Genomic DNA, 16,731 nt, shown 5'->3' with positions numbered 1-16,731 from the left:
CCGTTACCGCGAGCGCCAACCCCCGCAGAAGCGGACATCCACCGCGCCGCAGGCAAACCGCCCCGCCGCGTCGCTCCAGTTTCGCGAAGAGCGACGCAACTGATAATCGTTTTCAATAGAGTGAGACCCTACCCACCCCGAACCGAGATGAGTACTCCTCGTGTCCACGACGCCGAACACGACCCGCCCCCAGGAGCGCCGCGGCGCACCACTGCTCCGGCCGACCTTCGTCCGCCTGTGGTGCGCGACCACCGCGTCCGGCCTGGCCACCTGGGCCATGCCGTTCATCCTGGGCCTGGCGGTCCTGCACGGTTCGCTCAGCGCGGTGGGGCTCGGACTGGTCCTGGCCGCCCGCACCGCCGGCTTCCTGGTCGCGGTCCCCCTGGGCGGTCTGTTCGCCGACCGCCACTCCCGCCGGGCGGTGGTCCTCTGGTCCGGGCTCGCCGCAGCCGTCGCCAGCCCCGTCCTGGCGGCGGGGCTGGGCGGTTCGATCGCGCTGATGACCGTGGCCGCCGCGGTCGTGGGCGTCGGCCAGGGGGCCTGCCGCCCCGCCTTCCAGGCCCTGACCGCCGAGGTGGTGCCGGTCGAGGACCGCCAGCAGGCCAACGCGGCCCTGACCTTCTCCGTTCGCGGGGTCACCTTCCTGGCTCCCGGGCTGACCGCCCTGCTGGCCACGGTCACCAGCCCCCAGGTACTGCTGCTGGTCACGGCCGCCCTGTGGCTGGCCGCCGCCCTGCTGCCCCGTGGCGGCGACGCCGCGCCCGCCGAGCGCCCCGCCCGGGCCCCCTTCCACGTGGAGTTCGCCGAGGGGCTCACCGAGGCTCGCCGCCACAGCTGGTTCCTCGCCGGTCTGGGCGCGCTGACTGTGGTCATCGCCCTGGGGTACTCGGCGACCAACGTCCTGCTTCCCCTGGCCAGCCGTGACCACTACGGGACCGAGGCCGTCCTGGCCGGCGCGCTGACTGCCTACACGGCCGGGGCACTGGTCGGAGCGCTGCTGGTGGCCCGGTGGAAGCCGCGCGCCCAGGGCTGGTGGGCGCTGTTCGGCCTCGGCCTGTACGCCCTCGCCCCGCTGAGCCTGGTGTTCCCCGTCGGCGGGCTCTGGGTGTTCGCCGCCTACGCCGTGGTGGGCCTCGGCGTGGAGCTGTTCAACGTCCCGTGGTTCACCGCCGCCCAGCGCGAGGTCGCCCCGGACAAACTGGCCCGGGTGTCGTCGCTGGACTTCCTGTTCGCCTACGGCTTGGCCCCGGTCGGCCTGGCCCTGATCGCCCCCGCCGCCCAGGCCTTCGGGGCGCAGAACGTGCTGCTCACCTGCGCCGCCCTGTGCGTCCTGGCCCCGGCGTTGGCCGCCCTGGCTCCGGGCTCCCGCGACTTCCGCACACCCCGCGCCTGAGCTGGCCCCAGCCCGGCGTGGCGGTTCCACCCGGACCCGGGGGGCGCGCCCTCGGAGCGCGCACCCTCGGAGCGCGCGGGGGCCGCGCTCATCGAGCCGGGCACGGGCCGGTGTCAACACCGGCCCGACCGCGAACTCCGGCGTGCGCCCCTCAACCCGCGGGGCACCCTCCGTGGGGCCGGGGGCGGCCCCCGGACACACGGCTCACACGGTGGGGTCGAGTCGCGCCACCTCGTCGGAGGCGCTCTGGGGGATCACGATCTCCAGGCTGACGCCGACCTCCTGTATGGCGCGCGCGGACGACTCGGCCAGGCGGTCGTCGGTGATCACCATGGAGAAGCTCTCCAACGCTGCCACCTTGAAGGTTCCGAACGCGCCGTACTTGTCGGCCCCGGCGACCAGCACCGACGAGGACGCGGCCGCCATGGCCGCGCGCTTGACCGCCACCTTGGACCGTGAGGGCGTGGTCGAACCGCGTCCGATGTCCCACGAGCTGGTCGACATGAAGGCCACGTCGATGTTGAACTCCGCGACGGTCTCGGCGGCCATGTCGCCCACCGCGGAGCGGTTCTCACGGTCGATCTGCCCCCCGACGAAGTACAGGGACAGGTCGGGGTGGTCGGACAGGGAGGCCGCCGTGGTGAGGTCGTTCGTGATGACGGTGAGACCGGTCACTCCCCAGAGGGACGGCACGAGGTGTCCCAGGGTCGTTCCGGCGTCCAGGTAGATTGTGTGGCCGTCCTCGACCAGGGCCGCGGCGGCCTGGGCCATCGCGCGCTTCTCGTCCAGGTCCACACGGGACTTGTCCAGGTAGGAGGGCTCGGAGCGGACCTGTGAGGCGAGTTCCACGCCGCCGGGGACCGACCGGACCCGCCCTTCCTCTTCCAAGGTCATGATGTCGCGGCGGACCGTCATGTGCGAGACACCGAGGATGTCGCAGAGCTCCTTCACGCTCAGCACACCCGTGCCGCGCAGTTCTCTCAGGAGCAGTTCGCGCCGTTGCGCCGGGATCATCGTCCTCCTTCGAGTGCGTTCACAGATCCATGCTAGCGAGTGTTACCAGATGATACGAGGCGTGATAATTGTTGACTCGCATGTTCCTCTCCTGTTAAACAGGGCGTGTTGCCGTTACGGGTGAGGACAACGTGTCCACCGTGACGTGAGAGAAGGAGAACCATGCAAGCCACCAGCACCACGGGCACGCCCCTGCCGACCGTGCGCTACGCGATCACCGGGGCACGGGGCGGGTTCGCCCGCACACTGCTCGCCCAGACGCCGCGCATGGACCGGCTGCGCCCCTCGGTCCTGTGCGACCTGGACACCGAGGGAACCGTCGCCCTGTGCGCCGAGCTCGGGTACCCGGTCGACGCGCTGAGGGCGTGTTCCACCCCGGGCGAGCTGGCCGCGCTCACCGGTGACGAGATCGCCGTGATCGACGACGCCGCCCTGCTCGAACACGCCGCCTACGACGTCCTCGTCGAGGCCACCGGCAGCCCCGCGGCGGGTACCGACGCCGCACGACTGGCCATCGGGACCGGACGCCACGTGGTGATGGTCTCCAAGGAGGTCGACTCCGTCTCCGGCGTCGCCCTGGCCGAACTGGCCGAGGAGCACGGCGTCGTCTACACGCCCGGCATCGGCGACCAGCCCGCCAACCTCATCGAGTGGTACGAGCGCACCCGACTGCTCGGGCTCGACGTCGTCGCCATCGGCAAGTCCGGCGAGTACGACCTCGTCTTCGACCCCGCCACCGGGCGCGTACGCCAGCTCGACCAGGAGATCGACGCACCCGAGCTGGCCTCCCTGCTCACCCTCGGCGAGAACGTGCCCGCCACCCTCGCCGCCCGGGCCCGCGCCGTGTCCGACATCAAGCGGTCGGCCGCCGCCGACTACTGCGAGATGGGCGTGGTCGCCAACTTCACGGGCCTGGTGCCCGACGTGGAGACCCTGCACTACCCCGTCGCCCGCACGGCCGAGCTCGCCGACGTCTACTCGCTCGCCGAGGACGGCGGAGTCCTCACCCGGTCCGGCGTCGTGGACGTCTTCAGCGTCCTGCGCCTGCCGGAGGAGGCCTCCTTCGCGGGCGGCGTCTTCGCCGTGGTGCGTACCGGGGACGACGTCTCCTGGTCACTCCTGGCGCAGAAGGGCCACGTCGTCTCGCGTTCGGGACGCTACGCCTGCCTCTACCTGCCGTACCACCTCATGGGCGTCGAGACCCCGCTGAGCATCCTGGCCGCCGCCGACCAGCACCGGGCCGCGGGCTCGCGTCCCCCGGCCCCGCACGCGGTGCTGGCCGGACGGGCCCGTACCGCGCTCGCCGCCGGAACACGGCTCGACATGGGCGGACACCACCACGACGTGACCGGTGTGGCTCCCGTCCTGCTGGACTCCGCCGACGCCCCCTCCGACGTCGCTCCGCTCTACCTTGCGGCGCACACCACCCTGAAGCGCGACGTGGCGGCCGGAGAGCTGCCGCGCCTCGGCGACCTCGCCGACCCCGAGGACACGCTCCTCGACACCTGGAACCTGGCGCGCTCGCGCTCGCCCCTGAACACCGGAGAGCAGTGACATGTCGGACGTCCTCACACTGCTGGCGTTCCTGGGCGCCATCGCCGTGCTCGTGCTGTTCATCGCACGCTTCAAGGTCCACCCCGTGGCCACGCTGTTCATCGTCGTCGTGGCGCTGGGACTCGTCCTGGGTATGGGCGGCACCGGGACCATCGAACTGGTCAAGGACGGCTTCGGGAGCACGCTGGCCAACGTCGGCCTCCTGATCATCTTCGGCTGCGTCCTGGGCAAGATGCTCGAACTGAGCGGCGCGGCCATGAAGATCACCGAGACGGCGCTGCGCCTGTTCTCGGAGAACAAGGTCCCCTGGGCGATCGCCCTGGCCTCCACCGTCCTCGGTATCCCGCTCATCGCGGACACCGCCGTGGTCATGCTCATCCCCATCGTGTCCGCCCTGGCCTACCGCACGGGCATCTCGATGATGAAGCTCGGCCCGATCCTCTACATCGGCGCCTACGTCATGACCTCGGTCATCCCGCCCGGCCCCGGCCCGCTCGCGTCCGCCTCGCTCCTGGACGTCAGCATGGGTGAGGCCATCATCTACGGCCTGGCCGTGGGTGTCCCCGGCATCCTGGCCGCCACGATCTACCTGTCGCGGACCAAGACGCACGTGCCGCCCAAGCCCGAGTTCGTCGAGCACCTGGCCAACGCCGGCAGCGGTTCCTCGGGGGCCTCCGGGTCGACCGGGTCCGCCGACGCCTCCTCCGACTCCGTCACCGGCGGCGACGAAGCGCCCCGTGTCGGTCTCTTCGGCTCCCTGCTGCCGATCCTGGCGCCCATCGTCTTCATCGTGTTCGCCTCCCTGACCGCCCCGGTCCTGCCGGAGGGTTCGTGGTTCACCGCGACCGTGCTGTTCGTCGGTGAGCCGACGATGGCGCTCTTCCTCGCGTGCCTGCTCGCCCTGCCCCTCTTCCGGGGGCGCTGGCGGGACAAGGCCACCCTCAACGACCTGTTCGAGTCCGGTCTGCGCATCGCGGCCATGCCCCTCGCGCTGACCGGTGTCGGCGGCGCGCTGGCCACCATCATCCGGGAGACCGGGGTGGCTGAGAACGTCGCGGGAACCATCGAGAGCACCGGGTTGTCCCCGGTCATCATCCCGTTCCTCATCGCCGCCGCCGTGTGCACCATCACCGGCTCCAACATCCTGGGCGTCATGACCTCGGCCGCGATCATGCAGCCGCTCCTGCCCGCTCTCGACCTCTCACCGCTGGTGGTGTACCTGGCCTGCGCGACCGGCGCGCAGATCATGAAGCACGCGAACTCCTCCGGCTTCTGGGTCACAACGACACTGTCGAACATGACCGTGGGGCAGGGCATCCGCTCCATCGGCGTGGCATCGGTCATCTCCGGTGTCACCGGGTTCGCCGTCCTGAACATCATGATCGCGACCGGTCTCGTCTAGCCGAAGGCGTTCCGTGGGGGTCTCCTCCACGGAACGCCTCACCCGTTCCGTCCACCACCGATCCACAGGAGAACCCATGGCGACTCTCGGCGCGATCGCCGACGATCTCACCGGAGCCACGGACCTCGCCATCACACTCACGTCCGCGGGCTTTCGCACCACCGTCGTCCTGGGAGCGGACGCGGACGGCGAGCGGCGCACGCTCGACGCCGTCACCGACGGGGCCGACGCCGTGGTCGTGGCCCTGAAGTCGCGCACGATGCCCGTCGACGAGGCCGTCAAGGTGTCGTTGGACGCGCTGGCCTGGCTGCGCGGCGCCGGGTGCGAACGGTTCTACGTCAAGTACTGCTCCACCTTCGACTCCACCTCGGATGGCAACATCGGTCCCGTCTCCGAGGCGGTCCTGGAGGCCCTGGGCGAGGAGGTCACGGTCATCGCACCGGCCTTCCCCGCGAACCGGCGCACCGTCTACCGGGGCCACCTGTTCGTCGGCGACCAGCCGCTGGACGAGTCACCGATGCGGCACCACCCGCTGACTCCCATGACCGACTCGAACCTGCTCCGCCTACTCGAACCCCAGGTCAGCCGAGGCGCGGACGACGTGGCCCTGGTGCCGTGGCCGGTGGTGGCCGAAGGCGCCGACGCGGTGCGCGCCGCCATCGGCGCGGCCCGTGAGGCCGGTGCCCGGTTCGTGGTCGTCGACGCCCTGCGCGACGCCGACCTCAGGACACTCGCCGCCGCGACGGACGACCTTCGTCTGCTCACCGGCGGCAGCGCCCTCGCCCAGGGCCTCACCGGCCCCCGGACCGACGACCTCGCGGAGTTCGCGCTGCCGGGCGGTCCGCGCGTGGTGCTGTCCGGCAGCGCCTCCCGGGCCACCCAGGGGCAGGTGCGGCACGCCCTCTCCCTGGGCGCCGGGCGCCAGATCCGCGCCGCCGAGCTGCGGTCGGACTTCGACTCCGTGGTGTCCGCCGCCGTCACCGCGGCGCTGGACAGCGCGGACGTCCCGTTCGTCGTGTACGCGACCGCCTCGCCGGAGGACGTCGTTGACACGGCGGACGCGCCGGTCATCGAGCAGGCCCTGGCCGAGATCGCGGAACGCCTCGTGGCCGCCGGGACCCGTGCGCTCCTGGTGGCGGGTGGTGAGACCAGCGGAGCGGTGGTGCGTCGGCTCGGTGTCGGCTCCCTCGCCCTGGGACCCGAGGTCGACCCTGGGGTGGCGTGGATGCGCGGTCTCCGCGACGGCGAGGACATCCACCTCATGCTGAAGTCCGGGAACTTCGGCGCCGAGGACCTGTTCGTGCGGGCGTGGGAGGAGGGCGCGTGAACGAGCAGACGCTCCGCGCCGCGGAGGAGTTGTGCGCGGCGGGACGGCGCGCCGTCGACCTGGGGCTGAGCCCGGGGTCCTCGGGCAACGTCTCGGTGCGCGTCGGCGGCACCGTCCTGATGAGCCCCACCGGGGTCTCCCTGGGGGACCTGGATCCCGAGGGGCTGGCGGTACTGGACGACGAGGGGACGCACCTCTCCGGTCCCGCCCCGTCGAAGGAGTTCCCGCTCCACCTGGAGATGTACCGCAGGTCCGGTGGGGCGCACGCCGTCGTCCACCTGCACTCGCCACACTCCACGGCGGCCTCCTGCCTGCCCGCGTGGTCGACCACGTCGGCGCTGCCACCCGTCACGCCGTACCTGGTCATGCGTGTGGGCCAGGCTCCCCTGGTTCCCTACGCGGCGCCCGGGAGCCACCAGCTGGCCGAGAACCTCGCGAAGCTTCCGGGGCGCTTCGACGCGGCGCTGCTCGCCAACCACGGCTCCCTGGTTGCGGCCTCGTCCCCGGGGGCGGCCCTGGAGGGGGCGGTCGAGCTGGAGGAGGCCTCGCGCGTCGTCGTCGCCCTGAGGGGGAGCACGTTCTCGGTGCTCTCCCCCGAGGAGGTACGTGAGCTGACCGACCGTTACGGGACCACCTGGGACATGTGACCTCCGCTCCCCGTCGGCGCCCCTCGGGAGGAGGGCGGACAGCCGTCGGCGGGGAGCGGGGTGACCCCGGCCCCGCCGACGGTGCCTGCCGTGCGGCTCAGCTCATCGCGCCGACGTGGCGTCGCCCGGTCCTCAGGAGTTCGAGGTAGCCCTCGACCTCCCAGGCCGAGCGGCCGACGAAGAGGCCGCCCACGCCGGGGACGCGAAGCAGGTCGGCCGCGTTGTCAGTGGTGACCGACCCGCCGTACAGGAAGGCCCCGACACGGTCGCCCCACTCCGCGGAGAGGGCCCCGTGCACGGCGGCGACCTCCTCCGGACGCGGTGCCCGGCCGTGCTCCCCGATGGCCCAGATCGGCTCGTAGGCGACCAGGACGCGGCCGAGGCCTTCGGGCCCGGCGGGGAGGCCGCCGAGAGCGGCCTCCACCTGCCCGAGCACGTGATCGACGGAGCCTCCCCGGGCGAGGACCTCCGCGCTCTCGCCACAGCACACCAACGGGGTCAGCCCGTGACGTAGGGCGGCGCGGACCTTGAGGCGCACGGTCTCGTCGGTCTCGCCGAAGTGCGTACGCCGCTCGGAGTGGCCGATCTCGACGATCCGGGCCCCCGCGTCAGCCGCCTGCGGTACCGACAGCTCTCCGGTCCAGGCGCCCCCGTCCTCCCAGTGGGCGTTCTGCACACCGGTCAGGACGGGCCCGCCCCCGAGGACGTCCGACACCTCCGCCAGGGCGGTCGCCGGGGGGATGACGAAGGCGGTGACCCCCGGCACGCCCGCGCCGACCTCCGCGCGCAGGCGTCGCGCGTAGGCGACCGCCAGAGCCCGGGTCTTCGTCATCTTGAAACTGGTGCCGATCCAGAGCTCCGGCCGCCTCACCGGCCCGGTGTCCCGGTCCCTTGGGAGCCGGTGCCCGGTTCGTAGGCACACAGAGCCGCGACCTTCTCGGCGGAGGGCGAGGAGGTGTCGAAGCTGTAGGTCAGCCACTCGCGGACGAGCCTGCGGCCCAGTTCGATCCCGACGACCCGCTGTCCGAGGCAGAGCACCTGGGCGTCGTTGGACAGGACCGACCGTTCGACCGAGAACGAGTCGTGGGCGGTGACGGCGCGCACGCCCGGCACCTTGTTGGCGGCGATCGCCACACCGAGGCCGGTACCGCACACGAGCACAGCCCGGTCGACCCGTCCCTCGGCGACCAGGCGTGCCGCCTCGACCGCCACGTGCGGGTAGTCGGTGTCCTGGTCGGAGGCGACCCCGACGTCGATCACCTCCGCCACGCCGGTGTGGGCGGCGAGGTCCTCCTTGAAGACCTCCTTGTAGTCGAAGCCCGCGATGTCGGAGCCGACTGCGACGCGCATCAGCATCAGTGGTTCTCCTCTTGGAGGTCGGGTGCTTGTCGGGAGTGTGTTTCCTGCTGGAATCGGGGGGTCAGCGCGGTGACGATCAGGGAGAAGGAGACCGCTCCCGCGTCGGGGGTGCCGAGGCTGTTGTCGCCGTGTGCCCGGGCCCGTCCCAGTCGGGCCGGGATCGAGGCGGTGGCGTCGGCCGCGCGGCGCGCGGCCGCGGCGCCCTCCGCCCAGGCCGCGTTGGGGCCCAGCTCACCGAGGGCCGACTCCAGCCGGTCCACGAAGGGCACGGCCGCGTCCACCAGTGTCTTGTCGCCGGGTCTGGCCCCGCCGAGGCGCACCACGGCGTCGACCGCGGCTCGGGCACCCGTCACGGCGCGTTCGGGTCCCACCCTCCCGCCGTCTCCGAGCACGGAGCCCAACGCGGTCAGCGCCGCTCCCCAGAGAGCGCCGGACGTGCCGCCCGCGCTCTCCGACCACGCGGCCCCGGCCCGCGTCAGGACGGCGCGTGCTCCGGCACCGAGCACGACGGCCCGATCCGCCGCCTCGGCCGCGGCCTCGGCCCCGCGCCTCATGCCGATGCCGTGGTCCCCGTCCCCGGCGACGGCGTCGATCTCGCCGAGTCTGCGCTCGTGGGTCGCGACGGTGTCGCGCACGGTTCCCAACGCCTCGGCGATCAGTGCTCCCAGAGCCCTTGAGGGTTCGTCTCCGGGGGTGACCGGCGGCGTCCGCCGGGCCGCCGCGAGGTCGTCGGTGCGTGGGGGGCGGGGCGGGAGGTGACCGCGCCGGAAGGCGGGTGTCACGGCGGGGGCCGCCCAGAACCGCTCCAGTTCGGAGTCGAGGAAAGTGAGGGTCAGGGAGAGCCCCGCCATGCCCAGACTGGTGATCTGTTCGTCCACGACCGGGGCCACGACGGTGAGGCCCTCGGCGGCGAGCCGCTCACTCACCCGGCGGTGGACGACGTACAGCTCCTCGTACTTGGTGGCGCCGAGGCCGTTGAGGACCAGCGCCACGCGCTCGGAACCACCGACGGCCCCGGCTGCCGCGTCGCGTTCCGCGAGCACACCGTCCACCAGCAGGTCGGCCACCTCGTCCGCGGTCGGCAGGGGGCGCTGCTCGATACCGGGCTCACCGTGGATCCCCAGCCCCACGCCCATCCGGCCGGCGCCGACCGTGAACAGGGGCCGGTCCGCGCCCGGGAGCGTGCAGCCGTCGAAGGCCAGCCCCAGGGACCGGGTGGCGGCGTTGGCTCTGGTCCCGGCACGGTGGACCTCCGCGATACCGAGCCCCGCCTCCGCTGCCGCGCCCAGGATCTTCAGGACCGTCAGGTCACCCGCGATGCCCCTGCGCAGGGCGGTCTCGTCCGCGGGCCCGGAGGCGACGTCGTCGGTGACCGCGAGGACGCGCACGTCCAGCCCCTCGGCCCTCAGCTGTTCGGCCGCCTGCCCGAAGTGGAGCACGTCACCCGCGTAGTTCCCGAAACCGAGGACGACACCGCCCCCGTTCTCGGCCGCGCGCGCCACGGAACAGATCTGGGAGGCGGAGGGTGAGGAGAAGATGTTGCCGCAGGCGGCCCCGTGCGCGAACCCGGGGCCGACCCAGCCCGCGAACGCCGGATAATGGCCGGTGCCTCCCCCGAGGACCGTGGCGACCTGCCCCTGCGGGGTGGCGGAGGCACGCACCGCTCCCCCGTGGACGACACGGATCGCGTCCGGGTGCGCCGCGCCGAATCCGGCGAGCGCCTCGGCGGCGAAGTCGGCTGGATCGTTGACCAGGAGTGTCATGACTGCTTCCCCTCTCTGGCCGGGGCTGCCGTGGGGAGTTTGACGGCGAGGACGCGGCGCACGTAGTCGCGGTTGCGCGCCGACACCCCCAGCCCGTCGCCCCCGTAGTGCTCGGTGCAGACCGGGCCGTCGAACCCGGCTCCCAACGCGAGCTCGAACGCCCTCCGGTAGTCGATGACGCCGCCCTCCAGAGGGGCGGGCACGGTGAAGTAGGCGCCGGTCGCGGGGTCGAAGTCGCGATGGTAGTTCTTCACGTGCCAGTAGTTGACGTAGGGCAGGACCGGGACCAGCAGTTCCTCCCAGTGCGGCACCGGGCGGTGCAGACGGACCAGGTTGCCGATGTCGGGGTTGATCCCCACGTTGGGGAGCCCGATGTCGCGGACCATCCGGACCGCGCTCTCCGGGATGCCGAGGTAGGTGTCCTCGTACATCTCCAAGGACAGGCGCAGCCCGTGCCGCGCCGCGCGTTCACCTGCGGCGCGCAGGCGTTCGACCGCCAGCGACCAGGAGCGCTCGTCGTCCACCGGGTCCGAGCCGCCGGGTTCGTGCCAGAACCAGAGGGCCCGCCGCTGTGCCTCGGTCAGGGGCCGGTGCAGTCCGGCGCAGACGACGGTGGTGCCCAGCTCGGCGGCGGCGTCGACGGTCCGCAGCAGGTAGTCGAAGTTGTCCTCGGCGACGGCCGGGTCGGGGTCGATCACGCTGCGGCGGGTCACGGAGACCGCGGAGACGCCGAGGCGGTGGGCCCCGAGGACTCGGGCCAGTTCGCTCAGGCGCTGACGGGAGAGGTCCCCCGGCCGCAGCCAGGAGTCGGTGAGGTCCACGTGGGCGAACCCCTCGGCGGCCACCTCGTTCAGTACCGCGGACCACGCCGCGGCCGGTGCGTCCTGAACCGGCGTGCCGTCAGGTGCGGTGTCGGGGAACTGGAGGAGCGCGGCACCGATCGGCCAGTCCTGCGCGGTATGGGGCATCGTCGTCTCCGGGGGTCGGTCCTGAGGGGCTGCGCGAGCCGACGTGGGACACCGGTCCGAGCACGGACGGAGCCCCAGCGGGCTTGAAATCATAGACCCTATAGGATCTTTCCGATGTCGAACAGAGTTGACCGACGAGTCACACCACCGTCGGGCTAGGATCGGGTGGAGATGAACAAAAGAGAGACCACCTCCACCGGGGGTTCAACCACGAAGGGCACCGTGGTCGCCCGCCGAGCCCTTCGGGACGGCGTGTACGACGCGATCCTGGAGAAGCTGCTCAACGGCTCCGCACCCCCGGGGAGCTCCCTGGGCATCGACTCGCTCGCCCGCGAACTGGCCGTCTCCCCCACGCCGGTACGCGAGGCCCTGGTCCAGCTGGAGCACACCGGCCTGGTGTCGCGTGTAGCGCTCAAGGGCTACCGGGTCGCTCCGCCCATGACGCCCGAACAGCTGGAGGAGCTCTTCGACATGCGCACGATCCTCGAGGTCGCCGCGGTCGAGCGCGCGGCCGGGCGCTCCGACGACCTGCTGCCGGAGCTGCGCGTGGCCCACGCCCAGCACGTCCTCGCCGCTCACAAGGTGCGTGAGGTTCGCGGAGCCGGCGAGACACCTCCCGACTTCGCCGACCTGCGCGAGTACTTCGCCGCCGACTGGGAGTTCCACCTGACGATCATCAGGGCGGCGGGGAACCGTTTCCTGACTCAGTCGGCCGAGTCCCTGAGCGCGCACGTCCACCGACTCCGACAGACCGTCCAGCACGGGACGATGGACATGGACCAGGCGATCGCGGAGCACACCGCGATCCTCGCCGCCTTCGAGTCCGGCGACCCCGAGGCCCTCCGCGCCACCATGCGCTCCCATCTGGAGGCGGTGGCGCGCCGGGCCTCGGTGGAGGGCTGACCCCTCACAGCTCAGCGCGGCGGTGGGCCCTCTCCGGCATGGGAGAGGGCCCACCGCCGTCTCTTGTTCGTCCGATTTTGTTTCGCCCTCTTGTCAATCCTGTGTCAGACACCTAGCTTGGTCCGATATCCAATAGGATCTTTGATGTCGCTCAGGTTGCGCGTCAGAGAACTCCTCCACCCCCTGGACGCAAGAGGGCCTGACATGAAGCCATCACCGCGCATGGCACTGGCAGCGCCAAGCGCCTGCATCCTGCTCGCGGGATGCACGGCGTTGAACGCCAGCCCCGCTCCCCCGGACGACTGGACCCCCCGCGGTTCGGTCTCCGCACTCGTCGCCTTCGCTCCCGGCGGCGGCAGCGACCGCTCCGCCCGTGTCATGGCCGAGGCGCTCAACGACCTCGACGCCGGGTTCAACGTCAACGTGGAGAACAGGGAGGGGGGCTCCGGCGCGGTCGGCTGGGCCACCTTCATGTCCGAGCAGGGTAACGGCAACGCCCTGCTCGTGGCCGAGAGCGCCCTCAACACCCTGCCCCTCGTCTACGACGTGCCCTTCACCTATCGCGACTTCACCCCCCTGGTCATGTTCGCCCAGGACTCGCGGATGGTCGTCGCCTCCCACGACGCCCCCTACGAGACCTGCGCCGAACTGATCGAGGCCAGCCAGGACCAGACGGTCAAGACCGGATCAAGCGGCCGGACCGGCGCCGACTCCCTGGTCACGGCGGAGTTCGAGAGGAACGGCGGGCAGTTCTCCGTCGTGCCCTACGGCTCCACCGGCGAAGTCCTCACCGGACTGCTCGGCGGCCAGATCGAGGTCGCTCCGGCCAGTGCCGCCTCCGCCAAGCCCTATGTGGAGAGCGGCGACTTCAAGGCCCTGTGCACGCTCAGCGAGGAGCGGTACGACGACCCGGTGCTGGGCGACGTGCCCACCGCCGTCGAACAGGGTCTGGACGCCGAGGTCACCATCTGGCGCGGTGTCCTGGCCCCCGACGGGATCGCCCCGGTACAGCGGGACTACTGGATCGACTCGATCCTGGAGGCCATGGACTCCGACACCTACCACGACTACATCAAGGACGACCTCCTCATCCCGGCGGTCCTCTCGGGCGAGGAGTTCGAGGAGTACCTGGCGGAACACGACGAGGAGATGTCGGAGGCGTTCCGGTGAGCGGCGACACCACTTCCCACCCCACCGGCGCGAACACCGGCGGCGCGCCCAGGGCCCGGCCCTCGGTCCTCGCCGCGCACGCCGCGTTGTCCGCCCTCGGCGCGCTCTTCTTCCTGGGCTCGTTCGCCTACCCCTGGACCACGGCCGAGGACGGGACCGTCGGACCCGGGGCACTGCCCCGCGTGGCCGGACTGGCCCTGGCCGTCATCGGCGCGGTGCTCCTGTACCGGGAGAGGCGCACCGGGACGGTCCTCCAGGGCGACGGCCACGTGGAGGACGACACCGAGCGCTCCGCCGAGGAGCACCGGGCGATCCGCCGCAAGCTGGTCGTCGTCTCGGCGGCCCTGGTCTGCACCGGCACGCTCATTCCCTTCCTCGGCATGCTGCCCGCGCTGGCCGTCCTGACCCTCTTCCTGACCATCGGCGTCGAACGCCTGCGCTGGCCTGTCGCGCTCACCGCCTCCGTCGGCGTCCTGGTCGTGTGCTATCTGCTCTTCGTCGTACTCCTGAGGGTTCCGCTTCCCCTCGGCGTGTTCGATCCGACCCTGTGGAGCGCCCCGTGATCGACAACCTCGTCGTGGGCTTCAGCGCCGCGCTCACTCCGGAGAACCTGTTCTGGTGCTTCGTGGGCGTCCTGCTCGGCACCGTCATCGGCATCCTGCCCGGCCTCGGGTCGGCCACGGGCGTGGCCATCCTGATCCCGGTCACACTCACCTTCGACCCGCTCACCGCGCTCATCATGCTCGCGGGCATCTACCACGGCTCACAGTTCGGAGCCACGACCACCGCCATCCTGGTGGCCACACCCGGTGAGGCCTCCTCCGTGGTCTCGACCTTCGACGGCTACCGCATGGCGCGCGCCGGACGGGCGGGACCCGCCCTGGCCATCTCCGCGATCGGTTCGTTCACGGCGGCCTTCGTCGCGCTGATCGCCCTGACCACGCTGGCACCGATCTTCGCCAACATCGCCCTCGGCTTCGGCCCGCCCGAGATCCTCGCCGTGATGGCCCTCGGTCTGTGCACGATCGTGGTGTTCTCCGGAGGCAACCTGCTGATGGGCGCCGCCCTCGGCCTGGTCGGTGTCCTGATCTCCAGCGTGGGGGTGGACGTCGGCTCGGGGACACCCCGGTACACCTTCGACCAGGTGGGCCTGTTCGGCGGCCTGCCCTACGTCGAGGTGATGATCGGGCTCTTCGCCATCGGGGAGCTCCTCAACCAGCTCCACCGCGGGATGGCCACCCCCATCCGTGCGCGTTTCCGCGACCTCCTCCTCACGCGCGAGGACCTTCGCCGCTCGGCCCCGGCCACCGCGCGCGGCACTCTGGTCGGCTTCGTCCTCGGCTGTCTGCCCGGGGCGGGGACCACGCTCGCCTCCTTCATGGCCTACGGGGTCGAGAAGCGGTTCTCCCGGAACCGCGCCCAGCTCGGCACGGGCGCGATCGAGGGCGTCGTCGCACCCGACGCCGCCACCAGCTCGGGGTCCAACGCCAACTTCATCCCGACGCTGGTCCTGGGGGTCCCCGGCGGCGCCACCACCGCCGTCCTCCTTGGCGCCTTCCTGGTGTACGGCATCCAGCCGGGGCCACTGCTCTTCGAGAACCAGCCCACCCTGGTCTGGGGGCTCCTGGCCTCGTTCTTCATCGGCAACGCCATCCTGCTCCTGCTGAACCTGCCGCTGGCGCCGGTCTTCGCCCAGCTCCTGCGGATCAGGTACTCGATCCTCTACCCGCTGATCATCGTCACGAGCCTGGTCGGCGCCTACTCGATCAAGAACAGCATGCTCAGCGTGTGGATCGTCATCGTGTTCGGTTTCGTGGGCTACGCCATGAAGCGGCTCAACCTCCCCGTTGCACCGCTCGTGCTCGGCCTGGTCATCGGCCCGCTCTTCGAGACCGCGCTGGTGCAGACCTCGGCACTGGGTGAGGGCTCGGTCCTGCCTCTGCTCGCCTCCAGCGGCACAGCGCTCACCATCCTCGGGGTGGCCCTGCTGTTGATCATCGGCCCCGCCGGTGTGAAGGCACTCCGGTCCAGGATCCGGGGGAACGGCGACGCCGACGGCCAGCAGGACACCAACCCCGCCGGAACCACCGACCACACCGGGACCACCGAGCCGAAGGCCGCCAGCTCCACCGAAGGCCACACCGCGAACGACGGCACCGACACCGGTCACCAACCCCAACCGCCAGAAAGGCAGTCATGACCACCTCTTCCCAGCCCCGCCCCCGCGTCGCGATCACCCTGGGAGACCCGGCAGGGGTCGGACCCGAACTGATCGCGAAGCTGCTGTCCCGCCCCGAGAACACCGAGGCCGCCGACATCGTTCTCATCTCCGACCCGGACGAGCTGCGCTCCGCGGGCGAGGACGCCGGGGTCCCCATCGAGTACGGCGACGCCGGAAGCGGGCTCCCGGTCCTGCACGACAACAGCGCGGCCCGCCCCGTCGGGTGCGAGGCCGGCTTCGAGCGCCGCAAGGCGACCGAGGCGGGTGGCAGATGGGCGCTGGCCAACCTCGCCGTCGCCCTCGACATGGTCAAGGACGGACGGGTGGACGCCATCCTGTTCGCTCCGCTCAACAAGTCGTCCCTGCACCTGGCCGGGATGGCGGAGAACGACGAGCTGCGCTGGTTCGAGGAGGTGCTGGGGGTCGACTCCTTCACCTCCGAGCTGAACGTGCTCCCGGGCCTGTGGACCGCGCGCGTGACCTCGCACGTGTCCATCGCGGACGTGCACTCGGGCATCACACGCGACAACGTGGTGAAGGCCGGTCTCCTCCTCGACCAGGTCCTGCGCGGCTCCGGTCTGGCCTCCCCCAGGATCGGCGTGTGCGCGCTCAACCCGCACGCCGGGGAGAGCGGCAGGTTCGGCCGTCACGAGATCGACGTCATCAGCCCGGCCGTCGGCGATCTCGCGGGTCAGGGTCTGGACGTCAAGGGCCCGTTCCCCTCGGACACCATCTTCCTGCGCGCCAGGAACGGCGAGTTCGACGGCATCCTGACCATGTACCACGACCAGGGCCAGATCGCCATGAAGCTGATGGGGTTCGACGGAGGGGTCACCATCGCGGGCGGACTCCCGGTCCCGATCTGCACGCCCGCCCACGGCACCGCCTTCGACGTGGTCGGGCAGGGCGTGGCCAACACCGGGTCCATGCAGAACGCGTTCGACCTGGCGGTGCGGATCGGCGGTCGGCGCTCCGTCGACGCCTGACCCCGGGTTCGGGTGTCCGCCCCG

The 16,731-nt window shown here is 71.5% G+C and carries 15 protein-coding genes; 10 read left to right on the top strand and 5 right to left on the bottom strand.

The annotated features are described in order from the left end of the window. The first annotated feature begins 160 nt into the window (after positions 1 to 160). A complete protein-coding gene (locus KBX21_RS12580) occupies positions 161 to 1,393 on the top strand; it encodes an MFS transporter (protein WP_210841997.1) in 1,233 nt (410 codons plus the stop codon). Between the two features lie 204 nt (positions 1,394 to 1,597). Here the strand turns inward: KBX21_RS12580 and KBX21_RS12575 are convergent, their stop codons facing one another. Continuing rightward, positions 1,598 to 2,407, bottom strand: coding sequence for a DeoR/GlpR family DNA-binding transcription regulator (locus KBX21_RS12575; RefSeq protein ID WP_210841996.1), 810 nt, complete (start codon positions 2,405 to 2,407; stop codon positions 1,598 to 1,600). 162 nt (positions 2,408 to 2,569) lie between these two features. Here KBX21_RS12575 and KBX21_RS12570 point away from each other — a divergent pair, with 162 nt between their 5' ends. The 4 genes from KBX21_RS12570 to KBX21_RS12555 all read left to right on the top strand — a co-directional run bounded on the left by KBX21_RS12570 (position 2,570) and on the right by KBX21_RS12555 (position 7,337). Further along, positions 2,570 to 3,961 (top strand): homoserine dehydrogenase, encoded by a 1,392-nt coding sequence (locus tag KBX21_RS12570; RefSeq protein ID WP_210841995.1) that lies wholly within the window; start codon positions 2,570 to 2,572, stop codon positions 3,959 to 3,961. 1 nt (position 3,962) lies between these two features. Beyond that, positions 3,963 to 5,363, top strand: a complete 1,401-nt coding sequence (locus KBX21_RS12565; protein ID WP_049570156.1) for a GntP family permease — start codon at positions 3,963 to 3,965, stop codon at positions 5,361 to 5,363. 76 nt (positions 5,364 to 5,439) lie between these two features. Continuing rightward, positions 5,440 to 6,690, top strand: a complete 1,251-nt coding sequence (otnK, locus tag KBX21_RS12560; RefSeq protein WP_049570153.1) for a 3-oxo-tetronate kinase — start codon at positions 5,440 to 5,442, stop codon at positions 6,688 to 6,690. After that, the gene (locus KBX21_RS12555) at positions 6,687 to 7,337 is read left to right on the top strand and encodes a class II aldolase/adducin family protein (protein ID WP_210841994.1); all 651 of its coding nucleotides are present in this window, start codon (positions 6,687 to 6,689) and stop codon (positions 7,335 to 7,337) included. Before otnK ends, KBX21_RS12555 begins: the two co-directional genes overlap by 4 nt. Positions 7,338 to 7,434: 97 nt before the next feature. On the opposite strand, the gene KBX21_RS12550 is transcribed toward KBX21_RS12555, so the two are convergent. The 4 genes from KBX21_RS12550 to KBX21_RS12535 are packed head-to-tail and all read right to left on the bottom strand — an operon-like array spanning position 7,435 to position 11,427. Continuing rightward, positions 7,435 to 8,208, bottom strand: a complete 774-nt coding sequence (locus KBX21_RS12550; protein WP_210841993.1) for a triose-phosphate isomerase — start codon at positions 8,206 to 8,208, stop codon at positions 7,435 to 7,437. Beyond that, on the bottom strand, positions 8,205 to 8,693 hold the full coding sequence (locus KBX21_RS12545; protein ID WP_049570148.1) for a ribose-5-phosphate isomerase: 489 nt from the start codon (positions 8,691 to 8,693) through the stop codon (positions 8,205 to 8,207). The genes KBX21_RS12550 and KBX21_RS12545 overlap by 4 nt, the downstream gene beginning before the upstream one ends. Continuing rightward, the gene (locus KBX21_RS12540; protein WP_210841992.1) at positions 8,693 to 10,459 is read right to left on the bottom strand and encodes a dihydroxyacetone kinase family protein; all 1,767 of its coding nucleotides are present in this window, start codon (positions 10,457 to 10,459) and stop codon (positions 8,693 to 8,695) included. Before KBX21_RS12540 ends, KBX21_RS12545 begins: the two co-directional genes overlap by 1 nt. Further along, a complete protein-coding gene (locus KBX21_RS12535) occupies positions 10,456 to 11,427 on the bottom strand; it encodes a sugar phosphate isomerase/epimerase (RefSeq protein WP_210841991.1) in 972 nt (323 codons plus the stop codon). The genes KBX21_RS12540 and KBX21_RS12535 overlap by 4 nt, the downstream gene beginning before the upstream one ends. Before the next feature lie 171 nt (positions 11,428 to 11,598). On the opposite strand from KBX21_RS12535, the gene KBX21_RS12530 reads away from it, so the two are divergent. The 5 genes from KBX21_RS12530 (at position 11,599) to KBX21_RS12510 (ending at position 16,707) form a co-directional block, all read left to right on the top strand. Continuing rightward, positions 11,599 to 12,330 (top strand): GntR family transcriptional regulator, encoded by a 732-nt coding sequence (locus tag KBX21_RS12530; RefSeq protein WP_049570139.1) that lies wholly within the window; start codon positions 11,599 to 11,601, stop codon positions 12,328 to 12,330. A 204-nt stretch (positions 12,331 to 12,534) separates the two neighbouring features. After that, complete coding sequence (locus tag KBX21_RS12525) at positions 12,535 to 13,500, top strand: tripartite tricarboxylate transporter substrate binding protein (protein WP_234003878.1); 966 nt, start codon at positions 12,535 to 12,537, stop codon at positions 13,498 to 13,500. After that, the gene (locus KBX21_RS12520) at positions 13,497 to 14,063 is read left to right on the top strand and encodes a tripartite tricarboxylate transporter TctB family protein (RefSeq protein WP_210841990.1); all 567 of its coding nucleotides are present in this window, start codon (positions 13,497 to 13,499) and stop codon (positions 14,061 to 14,063) included. The genes KBX21_RS12525 and KBX21_RS12520 overlap by 4 nt, the downstream gene beginning before the upstream one ends. After that, positions 14,060 to 15,700: a tripartite tricarboxylate transporter permease gene (locus KBX21_RS12515; protein WP_234003877.1), complete on the top strand. Its 1,641-nt coding sequence runs from the start codon at positions 14,060 to 14,062 to the stop codon at positions 15,698 to 15,700. Before KBX21_RS12520 ends, KBX21_RS12515 begins: the two co-directional genes overlap by 4 nt. Further along, positions 15,697 to 16,707 carry a 4-hydroxythreonine-4-phosphate dehydrogenase PdxA gene (locus KBX21_RS12510; RefSeq protein ID WP_049570128.1) on the top strand — a complete coding sequence of 337 codons (1,011 nt, stop codon included), beginning with the start codon at positions 15,697 to 15,699 and terminating at the stop codon, positions 16,705 to 16,707. The genes KBX21_RS12515 and KBX21_RS12510 overlap by 4 nt, the downstream gene beginning before the upstream one ends. Positions 16,708 to 16,731: the final 24 nt, after the last annotated feature.

It is taken from the genome of Nocardiopsis sp. B62 (assembly GCF_018070675.1).
In the GTDB taxonomy this organism is placed as follows: domain Bacteria; phylum Actinomycetota; class Actinomycetes; order Streptosporangiales; family Streptosporangiaceae; genus Nocardiopsis; species Nocardiopsis prasina.
This window is presented reverse-complemented; position numbering and strand designations above follow the sequence as displayed.